General features: G+C 40.1%; 10 protein-coding genes. 7 read left to right on the top strand and 3 right to left on the bottom strand.

Annotation, left to right across the window (positions count from 1 at the left end):
• Positions 1 to 220 precede the first annotated feature (220 nt).
• From PUQ00_RS16645 to PUQ00_RS16635, 3 genes are read left to right on the top strand one after another with little or no spacing between them, the layout of a single operon-like run.
• Positions 221 to 682, top strand: a complete 462-nt coding sequence (locus PUQ00_RS16645) for an SET domain-containing protein-lysine N-methyltransferase (RefSeq protein ID WP_300418677.1) — start codon at positions 221 to 223, stop codon at positions 680 to 682.
• Positions 683 to 733: 51 nt separating this feature from the next.
• Positions 734 to 1,321, top strand: coding sequence for a hypothetical protein (locus PUQ00_RS16640; protein WP_300418675.1), 588 nt, complete (start codon positions 734 to 736; stop codon positions 1,319 to 1,321).
• Positions 1,322 to 1,377: 56 nt separating this feature from the next.
• Positions 1,378 to 1,518, top strand: coding sequence for a hypothetical protein (locus tag PUQ00_RS16635; protein WP_300418673.1), 141 nt, complete (start codon positions 1,378 to 1,380; stop codon positions 1,516 to 1,518).
• Between the two features lie 243 nt (positions 1,519 to 1,761).
• Here the strand turns inward: PUQ00_RS16635 and PUQ00_RS16630 are convergent, their stop codons facing one another.
• The 3 genes from PUQ00_RS16630 to PUQ00_RS16620 all read right to left on the bottom strand — a co-directional run bounded on the left by PUQ00_RS16630 (position 1,762) and on the right by PUQ00_RS16620 (position 8,400).
• On the bottom strand, positions 1,762 to 5,913 hold the full coding sequence (locus PUQ00_RS16630; RefSeq protein WP_300418671.1) for a filamentous hemagglutinin N-terminal domain-containing protein: 4,152 nt from the start codon (positions 5,911 to 5,913) through the stop codon (positions 1,762 to 1,764).
• A 76-nt stretch (positions 5,914 to 5,989) separates the two neighbouring features.
• Entirely contained in the window at positions 5,990 to 7,348 is a 1,359-nt protein-coding gene (locus tag PUQ00_RS16625) for an AAA-like domain-containing protein (protein WP_300418669.1), read from the bottom strand.
• A 128-nt stretch (positions 7,349 to 7,476) separates the two neighbouring features.
• Positions 7,477 to 8,400, bottom strand: coding sequence for a pentapeptide repeat-containing protein (locus tag PUQ00_RS16620; protein WP_300418668.1), 924 nt, complete (start codon positions 8,398 to 8,400; stop codon positions 7,477 to 7,479).
• 596 nt (positions 8,401 to 8,996) lie between these two features.
• Between PUQ00_RS16620 and PUQ00_RS16615 the strand changes: the two genes are divergently transcribed.
• From PUQ00_RS16615 to PUQ00_RS16600, 4 genes are read left to right on the top strand one after another with little or no spacing between them, the layout of a single operon-like run.
• Positions 8,997 to 9,800: a hypothetical protein gene (locus PUQ00_RS16615; protein WP_300418666.1), complete on the top strand. Its 804-nt coding sequence runs from the start codon at positions 8,997 to 8,999 to the stop codon at positions 9,798 to 9,800.
• Positions 9,769 to 10,758 carry an aspartate/glutamate racemase family protein gene (locus PUQ00_RS16610; protein WP_300418664.1) on the top strand — a complete coding sequence of 330 codons (990 nt, stop codon included), beginning with the start codon at positions 9,769 to 9,771 and terminating at the stop codon, positions 10,756 to 10,758. The genes PUQ00_RS16615 and PUQ00_RS16610 overlap by 32 nt, the downstream gene beginning before the upstream one ends.
• A gap of 41 nt (positions 10,759 to 10,799) precedes the next feature.
• On the top strand, positions 10,800 to 12,710 hold the full coding sequence (locus PUQ00_RS16605; protein WP_300418663.1) for a non-ribosomal peptide synthetase: 1,911 nt from the start codon (positions 10,800 to 10,802) through the stop codon (positions 12,708 to 12,710).
• Entirely contained in the window at positions 12,707 to 21,595 is an 8,889-nt protein-coding gene (locus PUQ00_RS16600) for a non-ribosomal peptide synthetase (protein WP_300418662.1), read from the top strand. The genes PUQ00_RS16605 and PUQ00_RS16600 overlap by 4 nt, the downstream gene beginning before the upstream one ends.
• Positions 21,596 to 21,683 lie beyond the last annotated feature (88 nt).

Genomic DNA, 21,683 nt, shown 5'->3' with positions numbered 1-21,683 from the left:
AATATCTTGTAAGAAGCAGTACTTACAAATAATGACAATCACTAATGCCAGTCACCAATACGTTAGATGCACTTCGCTTCCAGAGCGCACTGGAGCCAAAAAACTCCTCAACCGAGTTCATCATAGAGATGGGGAGAAGAAAAGCTGAGTTGCGTTGACTGACTGCTCAAACAGCTTTCAAGGATAAGGAAATATTTCCCATTTTATTGTTGGTGTAAGCATGAAAGTAAAAAATTTAAGCGAAGTCAAAATAGAGATTACAAATAAAGTAAGAGGAGTCTTTGCCAACCGGAATTTCTGTAAAGGTGAGAAGGTGGTGATTGGACACCGAGTCCAGATTTTACCAGAAAGAACTAATCACTCCTTCCAAATAGACTTTGATTTACATATAGAACTAGATGAACCAGGACGACTAATCAATCACTCTTGTAATCCAAACACAGGAATTCAGAATAATGAATTTGGAGGATATAATTTTGTCGCCTTGATAGATATAAATGAAGTAAGTGAAATTACATGGGATTATGAAACAACAGAATACATTTCTATTGCTATTCCAGAATGTTGTTGTAACGCTTATAACTGTAGAATTAAAACCTTGGGGTTTAAGTTTCGTTCTACTCAAATCAGCAAAAAATATGGTAACTTTATTGCTGATTACTTAAAAGAATTAAACATTTAGAGATAATCTAAGTTAATTATTGTTAAAGTGAGACTAATGGGTTTTTTGAATTTGGCTAATTCGCAAATGTTAGGGTTTAATCTTCAAATTAAAAAAGAAATAAATCAACAAGTATTTCAAGAAATTCATGCAATTTTGAATCACAGATTAAAACCAAGACAAAGAATTGCGAAACAAGAAACAGTTGATGAGTTACACCGTTTTGCAATATTAAATCATCCAGTACTCATAAATCGTATGTATTTAAAACTGCTTAGTGGTGAAATGTCTCAAGCAGAATGGCAAACTTTTTTTAGTAACTACTATCATGCTTCTTGTCGTGGCTTTTGCTGTACAGTGTTACCGCGTGCGCTTCATGTACATAAAGATAAGAACTGGCGCGATTATATTAAAGCTATGATTAAAGAAGAAAAAACTCCTAGCTCACATTTTGTTTTATTAAAAGAATTTATTGATAGCTGTGGTTTAGAAATTGAAGAATCAGTCAGTGCACAAACATTTATTAATGCACTACTAAAGGGTTTTACTGCTGATATTCCTTTCTCATTAGGATATTCTCTTGGTATTGAAGTAGAAGGCGCTTATCAAATTGATCTGATTGAACGAAGTAGTCGCCAGTGTTTTCAGAACAACTGGTAACAACGAATTGGTTTAAAATTCATCTAAGCGATACTGGAGAACAAGAACACGCTAACATGGCAGTTCATACAATTGAAAAAACTCTGAATAATCAGCAAGATTATCAACGATTACATCAAGGATTTTTCCAAGCTTGTAATGACACTCTTAACTTTATGGAATCTATTTATGATGATCTTAAAAGTTTCAGAATTTAATACCAATTTGAAAAAATAATGCGACAGATGGTAAGATTATTATACAGAGGTTTCACGTTCACAAAACCACGTGGGAAGATTTTCGCGATAAGGTTCGTAAGTCTCATAAATGCCTTAAGGTCACACTTAGCTGTTGATGGTTTAGTAGTAGCTTTGATAGTTCAAATCTCAGATATAATAGAAGTTACGCATTGTCAGAAAGCTGAGATTATGCAGCCAAGCCCAACTTCTATGATAGGTGTTCTAAAATTCTGATAAATTCCCACAATCACTTTTATTTCTCCCACCATCAGATTGTATTTGGGTAGTAGTATTTACCACCAATTCCACCTGTCCTAGTTGATTAATCATCCATCCAGTAGCTTCTAGTAATGGTGGTTGCCCTTTTATATCTGGTACTTTTCTATGGCTGATTTGCTCTGAAAGTTTATTTGGGGAATCTGCACTTACTCGCATATCCTGTAAAACTACCTGACCACGCAATACTTGGCGGGGGTCTTCTGGTAAGCCTCCCCGTCCACTAATCACAAAATTCGCCTCTTCGTTACTGGGACAACCTGCGACAATTTGATTTGCAGGGTCGGTAGGCACAGAAGGCAATTGAGTTAATCCTCTGGTAGGGTCAACATCTGGAGTGTTGATATTAACGATGCCGTTGATGCCTAATTGAGAACTGGCGGTGATGTCACTATTTGGGGTGAGTTTATCACTAACCTGTAAGCCAAAAATACCTTGGCTAGTAATGCTGATATTCCCACCATTTCCAGCAAAAGCATTGGCGGTGATGTCGCTGTTTTCTTGTGGGACAGCAACAATAAATCCACTATTAATATCTATATTGCCACCATTACCACCGCCACTGTTTTCTATTCCTGCACGGGTGGAAATTTGACTATTATTTCGTAAAAATAAGTTATTGGCTACCTTGAAGTTGATGTTACCTCCTTGTCCAGAAACGCTGGTAGCAGTGATAGAACCTTGATCAAGAAAAATTGCACGGGCATCAATATTGATATCTCCAGCATTACCTGTTCCTAAAGCACTAACTGAAATGGTTGCGCGATCGCGGATATTTAAGTCACCATTGGGAATGTTGATATTAATGTCTCCCCCCTTTCCCGAAGCAGTTTGAGCCGAAGAAGCAAATAAGCCTGAGCCAAAACCCTGCTGGGAGGGGTCAATTAAATCAATGGACTCTAAAGCATTAACTGTTAAATCCCCTGCTTTTCCAGAACCAAAGGTAGTAGTAAATACCTGTGCGCCCCCTTTAGCTGTAAGTTGACGCGCTGTTAAGTTAACATTGCCAGATTCGGCATTGGTTAATGTTCCTGTACCAATAAAAGAGTTATCTAACTCGAAAGTATTACTGGTATTGATGTTAATATTCCCCCCCTGTCCTTGACCCAAGGCGGTAGTAGCAATTATTCCACTATTGCGGCTAAGAAAATCCGGAGTTTGAATTACAACATTTCCGGCTTTACCTTGGCGTGCACTCACAGCAACGATTCCCTGGTCAAAGTTATTAACGCTGAGAGTACCCGCATAAGCTGGATTGATAATTTTTTCTTGCAAGTCTGCAAATCCATTTCCAGCAACTTCTACAGATTTGGTGGCGTTGATAGTAATATCACCTCCATTACCAGCACCAGTTGTAGAAGCGTTAATTCTGCCGTTATCTAATTGCAACGTGCGGGTATTAATTGTAATGGGTGCGCCATTTCCTTTACCAACGGTACCAGTGGTAATCTCTCCCCCTTGGTGGACAATTAACTCCCCAGTCGTAATATTTAAAGGCCCAGCATTACCAATCGGACTCAAGGAAGCCGTTGCGATCGCACTAGGAAGACTGCTATTATCTGCAAAAGTCCCCACCACTTCTACTTTGTCAGTAGCGTTGAGATTTAATGTTGCTGCATTCCCCTCTCCTGTAGTTGCTGAGGAAACGATGGAACCATCACGGACATTTAGTAGTTTAACTGATAAAGTTAAGTTGCCAGCATTGCCCGTACCAGCTAGCGCCGCTGCATCGATTATCGACCTATTGGTGAGCGTTACATTATCAGCATTAATTGTCAAATTCCCGGCTTGCCCTGAACCAGCTGTTGCTGTTTGAATCCCAGCAAAATTCTGCAACAATATTTCTGTAGCATTAATTGTTAAATCTCCGCCATTACCTGATACTGGGAACGTGGTAATTCCACCTGTATCTCGAAGCACTAAGCGCTCAGTATTAACTGTTAGTTTGCCAGAGTTGCCACTCCCGAAAGCATTTGTGCTTATACCTACTCCTGTTCCTTGTAGAAGTTGGCTCACCAATTGACTAGGAGTAAGTATTGGGGTTGTGGGTTGACGACCGGTAACTTCTACGGATTCTGAAGCATTGATTGTTAAATTCCCGGCATTACCCGTTGTGTTTGCGTCAGTACCAGTACCTATGGAAGTTGCTCTAAAAGGGAAAAAAGCTGTTGGATCTTGGCTAATGCTCAACCGACGAGCATTGAGAGTAAAATCCCCAGCATCGCCGCTAGCACCAGTAGGAAGATTTACAGCCAACGCCGCATCAGAATTTGTACCAATATCGCTTGTCCGCATTACTACATCATCTGTAGCATTGAGGATCATATTTCCTCCTCGACCTTTACCCCTAGCCAGGGCGAAAATAGATGTAGTGTCCAGAAAGATTGAGCCGGCGGTAAGGGTGATATCATTGCCTCTGTCAGCACCTAGGTTTGCATTGATGATGCGAATATTTTTACCAGAGAGGATATTACCACTAGTAAATGTAATTTTCCCTGGTGTGTCTCCAATAGAAGCGATATTACCCGAACGAGGAAAGTCTCCTGCGGCATTGAGGCTAAGATTACCTGCGGCTGACAAGGAAATGTCTCCTGCTTGCTGTTGGGCATTAGCTAACAGATAATTAGTAGTAGTAATTTCGCCTGCGGTGCTGTTGATAGTGATGTCACCGCTATTTATGGAGTCGATGATATTGGGTATGTTGAAAAACCCACTAATTAAATTACCAGTTGTAATATCATTGATGGCGTTTAGGGCAATGTTGCCACCATTCCCGTTACTTTTCGCAGAAATGATAGATGCATCGGTAGTATGAATTTGACTGGTTTGGCCAAACTTTCCTGATGTAATTGTTGCATTCCCGCCATTGGTGAGGATTTGGGAACCTGGGTTCATGAGAAACTGCGCCACTCCAGGATCTCTAAGGGTTGCGATCGCATTTTCATCGTTAATTTTGGCGTTAAAATTACCACCATTGAGAATAATACTGCGGTTGGGATTAATGACGAGCGATCGCCCCGCTTCTAAGTTAAGATTATTTGCCCTAATGCCTGTGATATCATCATCAACAGTAATATCATTATTAGCCTGTAAACTGACATTATTAAGTGCTAGCGCTTGGCTCAAACTTTGACCGCTAACAGTGCCCCCTGCTTGAATCAGAATATCTTTCGGGTCAAGCAGTAATCTACCAAAACCATTTGCAGCACTAGTATCCACAGTACCAGCAAATTCCACTCTGACACCTGATACTTCTACAAAACCACCGTTCCCAGAATTGTCACCGCCACGAGCACTAATATTACCCTCAAAACGGGTTAGATCATTTGCTTTAATAATTACAGTGCCACCATTACCATTATTAATAGCATCAGTATTAATAGTGGAATTATTTAATAAGCTCACCTGATTTCCTAAAATCTGCACCGTTCCCCCTGGTACAGTCAAAGAACCTGTGTTAGTAACAATATCTCCTTGTAACGTAAGAGTTTGTCTACTACCTATTGTTAAATTTCCTTCTACACTAATCTCTGCTTGCGGTTGGTGCAAGGCATTAGAAAATAAAGCTGTTGGCTGAATTGTGAGTAAATTACTATTTTGCGGTTCTGTTGCACTAAATAACCCATTTTCTCCTAATCTAATTGCATTTGCAGTACTAGCGACGAAAGAACCTGCGATATCTAACCGAGCATTTTTACCAAAAATAATCCCATTAGGATTAATCAAAAATAAATTCGCGGTACCATCTATACCTAATGTGCCGAAAATCTTAGATATATGATTTCCGGTAACGCGAGTGAAGATGTTATTAATGCCCGCCGGATTAGTAAAATAAACCTGCTGTCCTTGATTTACATTGAATTCTTGAAAACTATGGAAAAGATTTTCACCCCGAATTGCACCTCCACCAATTAATTCATGAAGATTTTGAGGTGTAATGGTAGATTTTTCGGTTCCTAAAGTGTTATCGGGTATTATTTGAGCGTTAGCTGGGTGAAAATCGTTAAGAAAATAAGTAAATATATTACTAAAAAATAAGATTATGTATATTTTCAAATACCAAGAGTACTGTCTAGAAATATTTACTACTTTCAACATAAGTCAACTTATTTTTTATTCAAATTTACAGATCCCCAACTTCTTAAATAAGTCGGTAATCTTGTGTTATTGTTTATTACGAATGATTTAAAATTGCTGTTTTATTAATAAAGTAATGACTAAAATACTCTCTATATAACCCACAACTAACTGTTGCAGTTTTATTTTCTAGATATATCAGCCCTAAACTTTTTAACTTAAATGCTACTTCTTGCTCTAAGGTAATCGGTACAGTTGACCTGATAACCTGTTGAAAAGCATCAACAAAATCAGGACTTTGCAGAAGAGAGTGTAACTGATTGTGCAAATGCTCACTAAAAATTCCAGTATCATTCGTGGCATCTTGTAGTATATCGTCCACAGGAATTTGATGTTGAACGCTATGATAAAATGCTAGTCGCACCAAGTAAGGAAATCCTCCTGTAAGCGCCATTAATTGTTCAAATTGCAATGCTGTAAGTTGGAGTCCGTGACGTTGGGCTAAATCCTCTAACTGCAATCTTATAAAAGCAGGCAAATCAATTGTTAATCCTACATTAAAAGGAGATTTATTAATATCTAAATTAATATAAATATCGGTAGATTTAACAATTAACAATCGTAACTTTTGCCAAATTGATATATCTCTAGTTTCTTCATACCATGAGCGCAATAGTCCCAAGAAATCACGAGTCAATTGAGGATATTCAAACAACTTATTCACTTCATCTAACGCTAAGATTAAGGGAGTATTGATTTCCTGTAAAACATACCCTTGAAAATAGATAGTACAATTCATCAAATCACCCATATCCTCGTCCCAATATTCCTCTAGCTTCGACTTTATTCCTAACTGATGAGTAACATTTGCACAAAACCAGCGTAAAAATTTTTCTAATGAGCTAAAAATTTCTGTTTCAGCACGATGTAAACTTAACCTTACAGTATGATAACCATGCGAACTACCATAAGCAAGGATTCTAGTCATTAAAGAAGTTTTCCCCATCTTTCGCGGCGCTTTGATGTGGATAAACGCACGAGGTTGAAGAATTGCTTGATAACAGACTTGTTCTAAACCCCGCTCAATATACAAGGTAGAAGAAAGCGGGACTTGTCCATCTGGAGGTTCTAAATTTATCTTTTGCCACATATGTGTAGGCTGAGATATTGTTTGCAAAGATGAATTATTTAGTCGTTGCTCTAGCACAGCACGACAATTAGTGCGATTAACTTTCTCGCCAAGACTATTAGAAAGTAATTGCCACAATTTAGGAGCAACCAATTGCCTAATATAGTTTTCTGAGTAGTTGTTTTCTATAGCAATTTGTGCATAATTTTTTTTTGTTTCCAATAGAGATGCTGACAAGACAGCTTTTTGAATAAATGATAGCGATTTTCCTGTCTTATCATTAATTAATGTTTCAGTGCATTTGATAATTTGTTCTATGCTCCTCATCTCTCTTTAAAACTAAAGGTATTTAAAGCTCCATTTCTTTATACAGCAATTCTAAATTGTTTGTGAACACTAAATATTTCTGTTGTTTTTCTTCTCTGCGCCTCTCTTGGCATAGTGTGAGATTCTTTCTACAAATCAGAAATATTCAATGCTCCATTTTTCTTCAACCATTGCTTTTGTTGAAGGGTTAACCCAATAGCATCAGTAAATAGCGCTCCCTTAACGCGAGAACCGGAAAAATTTACCAACTCTAATTGGGTATTTGTGAAATTTACGTGTCTTAAATCACTATCACTCAAATTTGCCCCATTTAAAACCGCCTCCTCTAAGTTGGCGTTAAACAAAGAAGCTAACTTTAAATCAGCACGACTCAAGTCTGCATTAAATAAACAGGCTAACTCTAAGGCAGCTTGACGTAAAATTGCATCACTCAAATCTGCACTACTCAAGTCCGCTTTAATTAAATCTGATTCTGTTAAGTCACCTCCCTTTAAAATAGTATCCTGTAATTGCGCTCCTTCCAAATCAACTCGTTGTAAAGAAGCAGCACATAAAATCGCCCCTTCCCAATTGGATTGGCGAAGGTTGGCATCATCAAACTTAGCGCCAGTGCAATCTGTGGCTTTGAGACTTGCTTTAAACAAATTTGCCCCAGTTAAGTCTGCTTGAGTCAAACAAGCATTTTCTAAATCAGTATCTGTTAAATTTGCCTCTCGTAAGCAGACAGAATCAAGCTTGGCATAATTTAAGTGAGCACCGCTTAAGTTCGCTCTAATTAGAGTAGCGTGACTCAAGTTTGCCCACAATAAACTCACATTTAATAGATTTGCGTTTTGCAAATTGGCTTTTTGGAAGTCCGCTCGATTTAAATCTGTCCAAACCAGGGTGGCACAACTCAAGTTAGCCTCACTGAGATTGGCACTACTTAGGTTAGCATAGCTAAAATCAACACCACTAAAATCAACACCCTGCAAATAAATCTGGCTTAAATTCAGGTGTTGAAAATCTCTTTCCTTAGCTGCATAGCGTTTGATAATTTCTTGGGCAATCATTGTTTTGAGCTAGTTTAAATAACAATAAACTACCGCCTACAATGAATTCTCTCTCAATATAGCAATATTTAATTAATAATTTATATTTAATTTTTTGTTATCAAAATTAATACATTTTAACTAAAATTATGATTTTTGTCTATTGACAAATTATTCATTATATGTGTAAAAATAATATTTATGACATTGTATGTTCAAAGTTGTGATACTTATATATTGACAAAAAACTAATCTGTGATGCACTAACTAAAAATATTTTACAGCAGAGATAAATATATGACATTTATGTACTTGTTTGATTTCAAATGAAAATGCTTTAATAAACTTCTAGAGCAAGGGTATTTGCAAAAGTTATCCAAAAAATTCATATTTACTTTTTTGGTTTTTATTCGTTTATATGAGAATTTCTAAACCTTTGTAAGTATGAATTTTTGTAATGGATTTTATTGCTGACAACCTGAAAAATACGCTCAATATTAGCTTGAAAGAGATTGATACAATCTTTCTGGCAAAAAGGGAGTCTTTAACCTTTAACATCTATTTTTATGAGCGCGTCAACATCTAGCATTATCAGTACGGTTAGCAGTATTATCAACATGGTTTCTGACGAAAAGTTGCAACAGGCTTTGAGTCAGAGTTTCTTGGAAGCAAGCGAAGCACTGCAACATTGTGAAAACTTTTTTGAGCTGTTACCTACCCATTCCTGGTCAAGCAAAATGCTAGCTACATTCTTTAATTCCTGGAAAGCTACGCACTTGAAAATGTTAGGTATATATGGTCTATCTTGCCGTTTACAACGTCTTGCTTTAACCAGAGATTCTCAAGAACGGGAACAATTATTATTAGCTAGCGCCTTCAATGCTGAAACTAGTCATGAAGATTTGGGATTAGACTACGAGGGTGTAACTCACGCTGCACTCTATGAAGATTTTGCTAACAGCTTTTTAGGAAATTACCCTTGGCAATTAGATGAATATTGTTTACCCCAAGCGGGTGATTTTAAGAAATGGATATATCACAACATGGTGGTAAATGATATTTACAAGGGGTTATTCACAAATATGTTCTCAGAAATTTACAACCACGGGGAGTATACGCGAGGCTTATTTGCTTTTTCAGAATTAATTGAGAAGTATTACCACTTTTCCCCTGAAGAAAAAAAGAAAGCTCTGTTCTATATCGGTGTTCATGTTGCAGACGAAACGGAAGTGGCTCACTTTCAAGTGGTCGTCAAAGCCTTGAATGAGTATAGCAAAGCTACTAATACTCCAATTGACTATACACAGGCAAAACTTTTATTTAAGGAGTACCTGACTCGGTTAGGTACTGTAATGGAAGCACTAACTATAGAGATGAGACAAGAAATAAATGCAGCAAAACATCTGCTATCCGTGTCTTAAACCTCAAGATCAACATTTTTTTGACAATGCTCAACAAGCTATTGCTGCAACTTTAGATTTTCGACAACATCTGTATACGATCGCTCAAAACAAAAAGCTACGCTCAGAGCCTGTTGAGGATCAAAGTTACCCCAATGAAGTGATTGTGCTGAGACCAAAACAGACTCAAGCGCCTGCTTTACTATTGTTGGGCGGAATGGGGCCTCTAGCAGGTTTGGGAGCTTTTGAGGTAGCCTGTCAGATGTTCCAGAACAGTAGGGAAATTGTTCTGTTTCAAGCTTGTTCACTGCCTAATCGGACTACCGCCATTCAACAAAAGACTCAAATTGGTGCATCTCAAGAGCCGGATTTAGCGATCATGTTGGCGATCGCTATCCGAGAAGCAATGCAGTATATTTGCTCTAGGGTTGAACCTGTTGAGTTGATCGTTCTGTGCAATGGCGCTCATTATTTCTTACCTGAAGTGATGCAGCAACTCCTGCTTAATTATTCAAAGATTTTTTTCAGACTACAATGGATCTCTTTAATTGACACTACAATACAGCACTTGCAACAACGAAACTTTTGTCAGCCTTTAATTCTATGTACTACAGCAACGCGACTAGGGTGTGTTTACTCTCGACCACTTCAAAAAGTGGGCATTGTTTACTTAGAACCCAACGATGAGTTGCAATCAATATTAATGCAATCTATTTATCAAGGAGTAAAAACTTCTGACTACAATTTTGCTTGTAAAGTCGGTGAACATTTTTTCGCTGAACTACTCAAGCTCCAGCCTAATGTTGACTGTATCATCGCTGGATGTAGCGAAATTCCCTACTTGCTGGAATGGTTGAAAACTAATTCTTCTAAGCAATTGAAGGGGTTCTTATCAAAAGTGGAAATTATTGATCCTGTAACACTAACTTTGAATAGTAGACTTAAATCCTTGCAGCATTTGAGGACAGTCAGTCATTAACGCCGAGAAAAATTAAATAGCCCTAATCATGAAAATCAACGATGAATAACTCTTTGCAACAGTTAATTCAGAGACATAATGTCCACCCAAATAACCCTTTTATAAAGTTCGACAAGAAAGATGTTGAACTATCGGTTCCTGAGCGCTTTCAAAAACAAGTAGATATGCATCCTGAGCAGATTGCTGTTAAGACTGGGGAGCATGTGTTCACATATAATGCCCTGAATCAGTTCGCCAATCGGATAGCTAGGGCCATTTTAATCAAGCGCGATTGCCAAGTAGAACCGATTGCAATGTTATTTGAGAGTGGTGCTCCGATAATTGCTGCAATTCTGGGTGTATTGAAAGTTGGTAAGTTTTATGTACTACTAGATCCCTCGCTGCCACAAGCAAGGATTAGCTATATTCTGGAAGATTCACAAGCGGGTTTATTACTAACAGATAGCAGAAATATCTCATTTGCTAAAAAATTGCAAATTAGTGGATTAGAAATACTCAATATTGACGAGATAGATTCCAGCATTTCTTGTGAAAATCTAGATTTACCTCTGCAACCAGATAATTTTGCCTACATCATTTATACCTCTGGCTCAACAGGGCAGCCCAAAGGCGTAATCCAAAACCATCGTTATGTTCTGCATCTGACGATGAACTATACCAACAGCGGTCATATTTGTGCCAATGACAGGCTAGCGCTTTTGTACTCCCCAAATTTTGCTGGTGCTGTGAGGGATATCTTCTGCTCGTTGCTCAATGGTGCAACTCTTCTGCCATATGACGTTAAACAAGAAGGGCTAATAGGTTTAAGTAGCTGGCTGAACCAGCAAGAAATAACCATCTTTTTTGCAGTGGCGACTATGTTTCGCCATTTTGTCAACACCTTAACTCAACAGGAGAAGTTCCCCAAACTGCGCCTGATTCAGGTAGGGAGTGAGACAGTCTACAAAAAAGATGTAGAACTTTACAAGCAGCATTTCTCTGATGACTGTATTTTTGTTGCCAATTTGGGAGGTTCGGAAATTAGCCCAATTCGGCAGTACTTCGTTGATCAGGAAACGGAAATTATTGGCAGTACTGTACCAGCTGGCTACGCAGTTGAGGATCATGAGGTTTTGTTAATTGATGATCAAGGTAAACCAGTTGAGTTTAATCAGATTGGTGAAATTGTAGTCAGAAGTCGTTATCTGTTTTGTGGTTATTGGCAAAGACCAGACTTGACCGAAGCAGTACTTTTAAAAAATGTCCAAGAAGAAAATAAGCTGTTATATAAAACGGGCGACTTAGGCTGTATGTTGCCAGATGGCTGCCTTTTGCACTTAGGCAGAAAAGACTTCCAGGTGAAAGTTAGAGGCTACCGCATCGACGTTTCGGAAGTCGAAATGGCATTGATCAATACCAACCTCATCCGAGAGGCTGCTGTCGTTGCATCACCTGATAATTTAGGTCTAAGAGCGTATATTGTGCCGCTCGCTTCCCAACAAACACTCTCACTGCGAGAACTACGAAGTCTGCTCTTAGAAAGCCTACCAGACTACATGGTTCCCTCAACTTTTATGACTTTAGAAGCGCTACCCCTAACGCCCAATGGCAAAGTTGACCGTTTGGGTTTACCCGCTTTCAATCAGGTGCAAAGAGCGCAGTTAGAAAGTTTAGTTTTGCCTCAGACTCCTACTGAGCAGATACTAGTTGACATCTGGACTCAAATTCTTGAAATAGAAGAAATTGGGATTCATGATAACTTTTTTGAGTTAGGGGGTCATTCCCTACTTGTTAATGAAGTTATTGCACAATTATTTAACGCTTTTTCAATCAATATTCCTTTAATTACTGTATTTGAATTACCAACGATCGCTCAACTAGCCAAACGTATTGAAAACACTTGTCGGATAACATTAGTACAAAAGAATGTGCCTGATAATAGCACAGATGATTGTGAAGAAGGGATGCTATGAAAACACTTGATGAACTGTTGTTAGAACTTGGTCGCCTCAATATCAAAGTCTGGACTGATGGCAACAACCTTCGCTATCAAGCACCTAAAGGTATCTTAACTTCAGATATACTGGGTCAAATAAAAATACACAAAACAGAAATTTTAGCATTCCTAAATCAATCAGCACTTGAATCACAATCAATCATTAAACCCGTTGATGCAACTATAAAAAATGATGGTTTACCTTTATCCTTTACTCAACAACAATTTTGGCTACTCCATCACCTAGAAGAATCAAATTATATCTACAACATGGTGAGGGCGTTTCGCTTAGAAGGAGACCTGGATATTCCCAGCTTCGAGCGAGCAATCCTATATCTAATTGCGCGTCATTCCATTCTTAGGACTGGGTTCAAGGTGGTGAATGGTTCGCCAGTACAGGTTATTACACCTCACCTGACCTTTGACATTCCTGTAATTGACTTGCAGAACTTATCAGAAACTGAGCGTATTTCTCAAGCACAACGACTTCTTTTGCAAGAGCGTACCCGTGCTTTTGATTTGAATCAGTCTCCTGTGTGGCGAGTGACTTTAATCCGTCTTCATCCTCAGACTCACTTGTTGATGTTCAATCTGCACCACATTATCTGTGATGATTGGTCAATCCAGATATTTTTGCGGGAATTATCAGCCCTGTATCAAGAAGTTTCAACAGGAAAAACAGCTTCTTTACCAAAACTCCCTATTGAATATGCTGATTTTGCTCATTGGCAAAATCAACAGACCACTCTTGAGAACTTTCACCGACAGTTAAACTACTGGCAGCAACAGTTGGCAGACGTTGTGCCTGTTTTGGAACTGCCCTATTTAAGCGATCGCAATGATAACGTAAAGCAAGCGTTTCAACCTGGTATAGTACCGTTGTCTGTGAGTGCTGAGGTAACTGGCAAGTTGAAGCAGTTAAGTCAACAGTCTGGGACAACCCTTTTTACCACCCTCCTGACTGCTTTCGCTATCTTACTTTCCCGCTACACCCATCAGGAGGATTTAGTTATTGGAACTGGTATTGCTAATCGCACCTCAGCGCAAATAAACCCACTTATTGGTGCTTTTGTCAATACACTTGGCTTACGTATTCAGATTCCTGATAATCCTACCTTTCGAGAACTGTTAACTGAAGTACAAAAGGTTGTTTTAGAAGCGTATGCTCATAGTGAGGTTCCCCTTATTAAAGTTATTGAAGCTCTGAAAATAGATCGCAAATCGGGTAATAATCCCCTTTTGCAAGTAATGTTCACTCTAGAAACTATCAATCAGGAGAAATTGCAACTTCCAGGAGTCATCACAACAGAACTGGAGTTGAGTAAACCAACAGCCGGAGCAACCTTTGATTTAACCTTAAACTTGTGGGAAACAAACTCAGAACTGCAAGGGAAACTAGAGTACAACGCCTCTCTGTTTGATAAGGAAATAATTCAGCGCATCAGTGGACATTTTCAGACTTTGCTAGCAAGAATTGTTGAATCTCCGAATCAGTGTATCGGCAATTTGTCAATACTCAGCGCTACAGAAAGGGAGCAGTTGCTAGGGAAAGAAATACAGGGAATTGAATCTGAGTTTTTGTGTTTGCATGAGTTGTTTGAAGCACAGGTGGAGAAGACACCCGAAGCTGTAGCACTTAAGTTTGAAGGACAACAGCTAACTTATCGGGAATTGAATCAGCAGGCTAATCAACTGGCACATCACTTGCAAACCCTGGGGGTAAAACCAGAAACTAAGGTAGGCATTTGCGTAGAACGTTCACTAGAAATGATCGTGGGCATATTGGGAATACTCAAAGCCGGAGGGGCATACGTACCACTAGACCCCAATAATCCGCAAGAACGGTTGAACCACATACTAGAAGATGCACAAATGCAAGTGTTGGTAACGAATTCTCAATTACGCAACACTTTAGATCAGAGGAATTTTGTTGTCTATTTAGATGAACAAGCAGACAAAATTGCTCAGTACCCTCGAAATAACCTAGTCAGTGGCGTGCAGGATGATAACCTAGCGTACATGATTTATACATCCGGCTCTACAGGAAAGCCTAAAGGAGTATTAATCACTCATCACAATGTCGTTCGGTTATTCAAAGCAACGGAAGATTGGTATCAGTTTAATGAAACGGATGTATGGACGCTGTTCCACTCATTTGCATTTGACTTTTCGGTTTGGGAACTGTGGGGAGGGTTGCTGTATGGCGGGTGTGTTGTGGTTGTGCCTTACGAGGTGAGCCGGGACTCGCAAGCATTCTACAACTTACTGGTTGCTGAACAAGTGACTGTTCTCAACCAAACTCCATCCGCTTTTTACCAACTAATTCAAGTTGATGAACACTCCAAGACAACAGAAAAATTGAGTTTACGGGTGGTGATATTTGGCGGAGAAGCACTCTCGTTACCTTTGTTGCAACCTTGGTTTGAGCGACATGGGGATGAACTACCCCAGTTGGTAAATATGTATGGCATTACAGAAACAACGGTTCATGTGACAATCCGTCGTTTAACCTTAGCTGATGTAAAAGCCACTAGTAGCTTAATTGGGCTGCCAATTTCCGACTTGCAAATTTACCTTCTGGACAAATACCAAGAACCTGTACCGATTGGGGTGGTAGGAGAACTTTATGTTGGCGGTGGTGGTGTGGCGAGGGGGTATTGGCGGCGCAGTGAACTCACCGAGGAGCGGTTTGTGCCCAATCCCTTTAGCAATCATCAGCAAGGGCGTCTATACAAAACGGGGGATTTAGCGCGATATTTGCCTACAGGTGAGCTTGAGTATAAAGGACGTATCGATCATCAGGTCAAAATTCGGGGCTTTCGGATTGAGTTAGGAGAAATTAAAGCACTACTTTCTGGGCACCAAGCTGTACGAGAATGTGTTGTACTTGCCAGAGAGGATGAACCTAATAATAAGCGATTAGTAGCCTATATTGTTCCTGACCGTACCCAAGCTTCAACTATTTTCAATTTGGTGAGTTTAAGAGAGCAGGATATACTAAGCGATGCTCCTTTAGGAGCCGCCAAGGGCGATCGCTCTCTCTATGAGTTACCCAATGGGATGACGATCGCTCATCTCAATAAAACGGAAACAGAATTTCTTTATCAAGAAATATTTACTGATCAATCCTATTTACAGCATGGGATTACCCTTGATGAAGGAGACTGCATTTTTGATGTCGGGGCGAATATCGGTTTGTTTAGTTTATTTGCTGCTCAAGCTTGCCCAAAGGTAAAAATCTATGCTTTTGAACCTATTCCCCCTGTTTTTGAATTGTTACGCTTGAATGCAGAACTTTACAATCTCGATGCTAAAGTCTTTAACATTGGTCTTTCGGGGGAAACTAAATCTGCTGAATTTACTTATTATCCCAATGTTTCCGTTATTTCTGGGCGTTTTGCTGATGCATCTGAGGAAAAAGAAGTTGTCAAATCCTTTTTGCTCAAACAACATGCGGGAACAGGCAATGCGACAACAGTATCACAGGAAGTACTGGATGAATTATTAGTTGAGCGTTTGCAGAGTGAGCAATTTACCTGTCAGTTAAAAACAATTTCTCAGATTATCGAAGAAAATCAAATTGAGCGCATTGATTTACTAAAAATTGATGTGGAAAAAAGTGAACGGGATGTATTAACAGGAATTCAAGAGAGAGATTGGTTAAAAATCCAGCAAATTATTGTTGAGGTTCATGATATTAATGGCAGACTTACTGAAATTACGGAGTTGCTGAAATTTCATGGATATGATTTGACCATTGTTCAGGACAAATTACTCGAAGCAACTCCCCTCTATAATATTTATGGGAGACGGACAACAATAAAGCAGCGTTTCCCTCAAAAAACGGTATCAAAAAGTATAGGCGATCGCCAATCGACTTGGAACAGTTTAGAGAGATATATTCAAGACCTTCGCCACTATCTCAATGAAAAACTGCCTGAGTACATGATTCCATCTGCCTTTGTTGTCCTAGAAAAGTTTCCCTTAACGTCCAATGGAAAAGTTGATAGCCGCGCTCTACCCATACCGGAAAATTTCAAGAGTAGATTAGAATCTAGCTTCGTACTACCGAGTACCCCCACTCAAGAAATTTTAGCTAACCTTTGGGCTGCGATTCTCAGTATTGAGAAAGTCGGGATTTACGATAACTTTTTTGAATTGGGAGGACATTCCTTACTGGCAACCCAAGTTATTTCTAGACTGCGAACAGCCTTCCAAATTGATTTACCCTTACGCTGTATATTTGAATCACCCACGGTTGCACAGTTAAGTGAGGTGATCTTAGCCGAGTTGCAAAAAGGTATCGGTCTAACAGTACCACCAATTTTGCCCGCCGACCGAGAGAAAAACTTACCCCTGTCTTGGGCACAGCAGCGTCTTTGGTTTCTCCATCAATTGGAAAGTGAAAGTAGTGCCTATACAATACCCTTTCCTCTAAAGATGAGTGGGAAATTAAATGTCAAAGTGCTGGAACAAGCCCTACAGGAAATAGTGCAGCGGCATGAAGTTTTGCGGACTCACTTTCAGATGGTAAATAACCAGCCAGTGCAGGTCATTGTTCCGCATTTGACCTTAACGCTACCAGTGGTAAACCTGCAAAATTTCCCAGACGCCTGGCAAGAACTGGAAAAGCAAGCTATTTTGTTAGGTCATCAACCATTTGATTTGGCTCAAGATGCGGTAATACGGGTCAGGCTTTGGCAACTTTCCGAAGAGGAACATGTACTGTTGGTGTTAATTCACCATATCGCTGGTGATGGTTGGTCACTAGGGGTTTTCATCCGCGAACTATCTGCTCATTATCAAGCCATCAACAACGGTACATCTTCTCTCTTACCATTATCAATTCAGTATGCCGACTTTGCTGTTTGGCAGCGTCAATGGCTGACTGGTCAAGTGCTTGAGCATCACTTAAGCTATTGGCAGCAGCAGTTAGCAGATGCACCGACTTTATTGGCATTGCCAATAGATCGTCCTCGTCCGGCAGTACAGACTTTTTGCGGTGCAAGAGAATATTTTCAACTGGATCAAAATTTAACAAAGCAACTCAAGCAACTGAGTCAGAAAGCCGGAACAACTTTATTTATGACGCTCTTAGCAGCGTTTGTCATTTTACTGTCACGAATAAGCAATCAAACCGACATTGTTATCGGTTCTCCGATCGCTAATCGCAATCGTCAGGAGATAGAACCATTAATTGGCTTTTTTGTCAATACTCTGGCTCTACGATTTGATTTATCCAAAGCACCGAACTTTGAAGCGTTATTGGCACAGGTGCGAGAAGTCACAATAGAAGCCTATGTTCACCAGGACTTGCCCTTCGAGATGTTGGTTGAAACATTACAAATTGAGCGGCACTTGGATCGTAACCCTCTGGTACAGGTGACGTTTGCCCTCCAAAATGCTCCGACTCACGCTTGGGATTTGCCTGGTTTAACTGTGCAAAAGATGCCTTTGTCTCTGGGGGGTGTGCGGTTTGACCTGGAAATGGACTTTTGGGAAGTAGCTGGAGGTCTGAATGGGATTTGTTATTACAACACCGACTTATTTGATGCACAGACAATCATCCGCATGATCGGGCATTTTCAGACTTTGTTAACGGGAATTCTGGAGAATCCACAGCAGCCACTTACTCATTTACCTCTGCTCACTGCAATACAAACCCATGAGTTGCTATTAGCTGGGCAAGGAAAAAAGAATACTTATCCTACCTCTAAATGTATCCACCACTTGTTTGAACAACAGGTGGAAAAAACTCCAAATGCTATAGCCTTGCAATACTCAGGGCAACAAATTAGCTATCGGGAATTGAACGAACGAGCTAATCAGCTTGCCGATTACCTGCTCATAGTGGGTGTGCAACCAGAAGTGCTGGTGGGTATCTATGTCGAACGTTCCATTGAGATGATAGTTGGTTGGCTAGGAATTCTCAAAGCTGGTGGAGCTTACATTCCCATAGACCCAGTTTATCCTCAAGAACGAATAGCTTATATCTTGCAAGATACTCGGTTAACAGTACTACTGACGCAACAAAAATTACTTTCAAAGCTTCCAGAACTCAAGGCAAAAGCCATTTGCTTAGATACCGATTGGGAGGAAATTAGCGATCGCAGTGTCTCCAATCCAATGACTGAAGTATCTCCAACTAACTTGGCTTATGTGATTTACACCTCCGGTTCTACAGGATCGCCGAAGGGAGTGGCGATCGCTCATGAATCGTTGGTGAATTTTGCCTCAATAGCAGTTCAGGAATACCGCATCAATCAGCAAGACCGGATTCTCCAGTTTGCTTCAGTTAGTTTTGATACATCTATAGAAGAAGTTTACCCGTGTTTAATCGCAGGTGGAACACTGGTACTGCGGACGGATGCAATGTTGAGTTCTAGCGATCGTTTTTGGCAGCAGTGCCGGGATTGGCAATTAACAGTGTTAAACTTGCCAACAGCCTACTGGCATAATTTAACCGTTGAATTGACACATTCAGATCCGATTATTCCTGAATCTCTCAAACTGGTAATTATTGGTGGTGAGCAGGCAGATCGAGAGAATTTGAAGCGCTGGCAAAGGAGTGTGGCGCACCTGCCCAATCCCCCAGAATTAATCAATACTTACGGACCGACAGAAGCAACCGTCGTGACTACCCTCTGGCGAGCAGCAAACTCAGATGCTGTAACAATGGAGTTACCCGAAGTACCAATTGGAAGACCGATTGACAATACTCAAGTTTATGTTCTAGATCCACATCTGCAATTAGTACCGATTGGTGTCCCTGGAGAACTTCATATTGGTGGTGCAGGTCTGGCGCAGGGTTATCTTAACCGCCCAGACTTAACCCAAGAGAAATTTATCCCCAATCTATTCAAGAGTCAACAGATAGAAGGAGATCGCCTTTACAAAACAGGAGACTTAGTTCGCTATCGACCTGATGGTAATTTGGAATTTCTTGGTCGGATTGATAACCAAGTGAAAATTCGGGGCTTCCGCATTGAATTGGGAGAAATCGAAGCCGCGTTGAATCAATATCCCTTGGTGCAGGAAAGTATAGTCATTGCCAGAGAAACTGCTCCTAGTGACAAACGCCTTGTGGCTTATTTAGTCGTCAATCTCAAAGGTGAAACTATATCAGGGGAAATGAACCAATGGGAAAACGAACAGATTAGTACTTGGCAAAAAGTCTACGAACAAAATGATAGTCTGTCAGCAGCATCTGATGACTTAACCTTCAATATCATTGGTTGGGACAATAGTTATACTGGGAAACCTATTCCAGCATCAGAAATGCGCGAGTGGGTAAATAACACAGTAGACAGAATTCTAGCTTTTTCTCCTCAACGAGTATTGGAAATTGGTTGTGGTACAGGACTGCTGCTATGCCGCATTGCGCCCCACTGCCAAGAGTATTGGGGAATTGATTATTCTCAACCAGCACTCCAGCATATTGAGCAAATTAAACAAGTGGTTCCGGGTTTAGAACGGGTAAAATTGCTGTATAAGCTTGCTGATGACTTCGAGGGAATTGTCAATGGTCAATTTGACACTGTAATTATTAACTCAGTGGTGCAGTATTTCCCTAGTGCAGACTATCTCCTCCGGGTTATAAAAGGAGCGATGACGGCAATTGGCGATCGCGGCACTATCTTTATCGGCGATGTCCGCAGCTTACCGTTACTGGATGCTTACCACGCCTTAGTTCAGTTATCTAGAGCTTCTAAGGAACTAACTGTTGAGCAATGGCAGCAGAAGGTGCATCAAAGTGTGCCAGCAGAAGAGGAACTGGTTATCGCTCCCGCTTTCTTTTTAGCCCTACAACAACACTTTCCTCAGATAACCCAGATAGAAATTCAACTCAAGCGTGGTCACTATCACAATGAGCTAACCCAATTTCGTTACGATGTCACACTGCATTTAGGTAAATCAGCCCTAACAACAGCAATTTCCTGGTTAGACTGGCAGCTAGACAACCTGACTTTAGCAAAGATACATCAAAGGTTGTTGCAGGAGCAGCCAGAAATGTTAGGAATCCGGCATATTCCTAACAGCCGGGTGCAGCACTCAGTACAATTGCGTGAATGGTTACAAAATCCCCCCGCCGCTAAGACAGTAGGACAACTGCAACAGCAACTGATGCAACTACCAGCAGCAGGTGTCGATCCTGAGCAGTTTTGGGAACTGAGCGAACAAGTTGCTTATACTATGCACGTAAGTTGGTGGAATGCCAGCCAAGAGGGTTGTTATGATGTTGTGTTTTCTCGCAGCGAGGTAACAAAGCCAAATTGGCATACCCAAACAATCACTTCCAAACCCTGGAATCACTATACAAACAATCCCTTGCGGGGCAAGTTAGTTCAGAAGCTGATACCCCAAGTACGCGAATTTATCCAACAGAAGCTACCCAATTACATGATGCCCCAGGCATTTTTAATCCTTGATGCCTTGCCACTCACACCTAATGGTAAAGTAGATCGTCGCGCTCTTCCCAGCCCCAACTCAGTTGTGAGAACATCTTCGTTGGAAATGCCACAAACCAAGGCAGAACAACTCATTGCTGATGTTTGGCAAAAAAACCTGCAAATAGAAAAAGTTGCCCTGGATGATAATTTCTTTGACCTGGGTGGAAATTCTTTACGATTAGTTCAGGTGCGGGAGCAACTGCAAACTATCTTTACTAAAGAATTATCAATAATAGAGATGTTTCAGTATCCAACGGTGAGGGCATTGGGGCAATATTTAAACGGACAGCTATCACCAAAAGCAGATACTGAGAAATTAGCTCCAGAGCGATCGGAAATTCGTAGCAATCAAGTTTCTCAAAACCCACAAAGGAATATTAGACAACAGTATCGATCGCAGAAAAAAGGGTAATTCGATTTTGGAGACTTTATTACAATACAGTTCAGTCAAGGCTTAACTCTTTATCAAATTCAAATTTTTTAACGAACCGCATTCGCGT

The organism is Nostoc sp. S13 (assembly GCF_029379315.1).
In the GTDB taxonomy this organism is placed as follows: Bacteria; Cyanobacteriota; Cyanobacteriia; order Cyanobacteriales; family Nostocaceae; genus Nostoc.
Note: the sequence above shows the minus strand (reverse complement) of the source record. Positions and strands in the feature narration are given on the sequence as shown.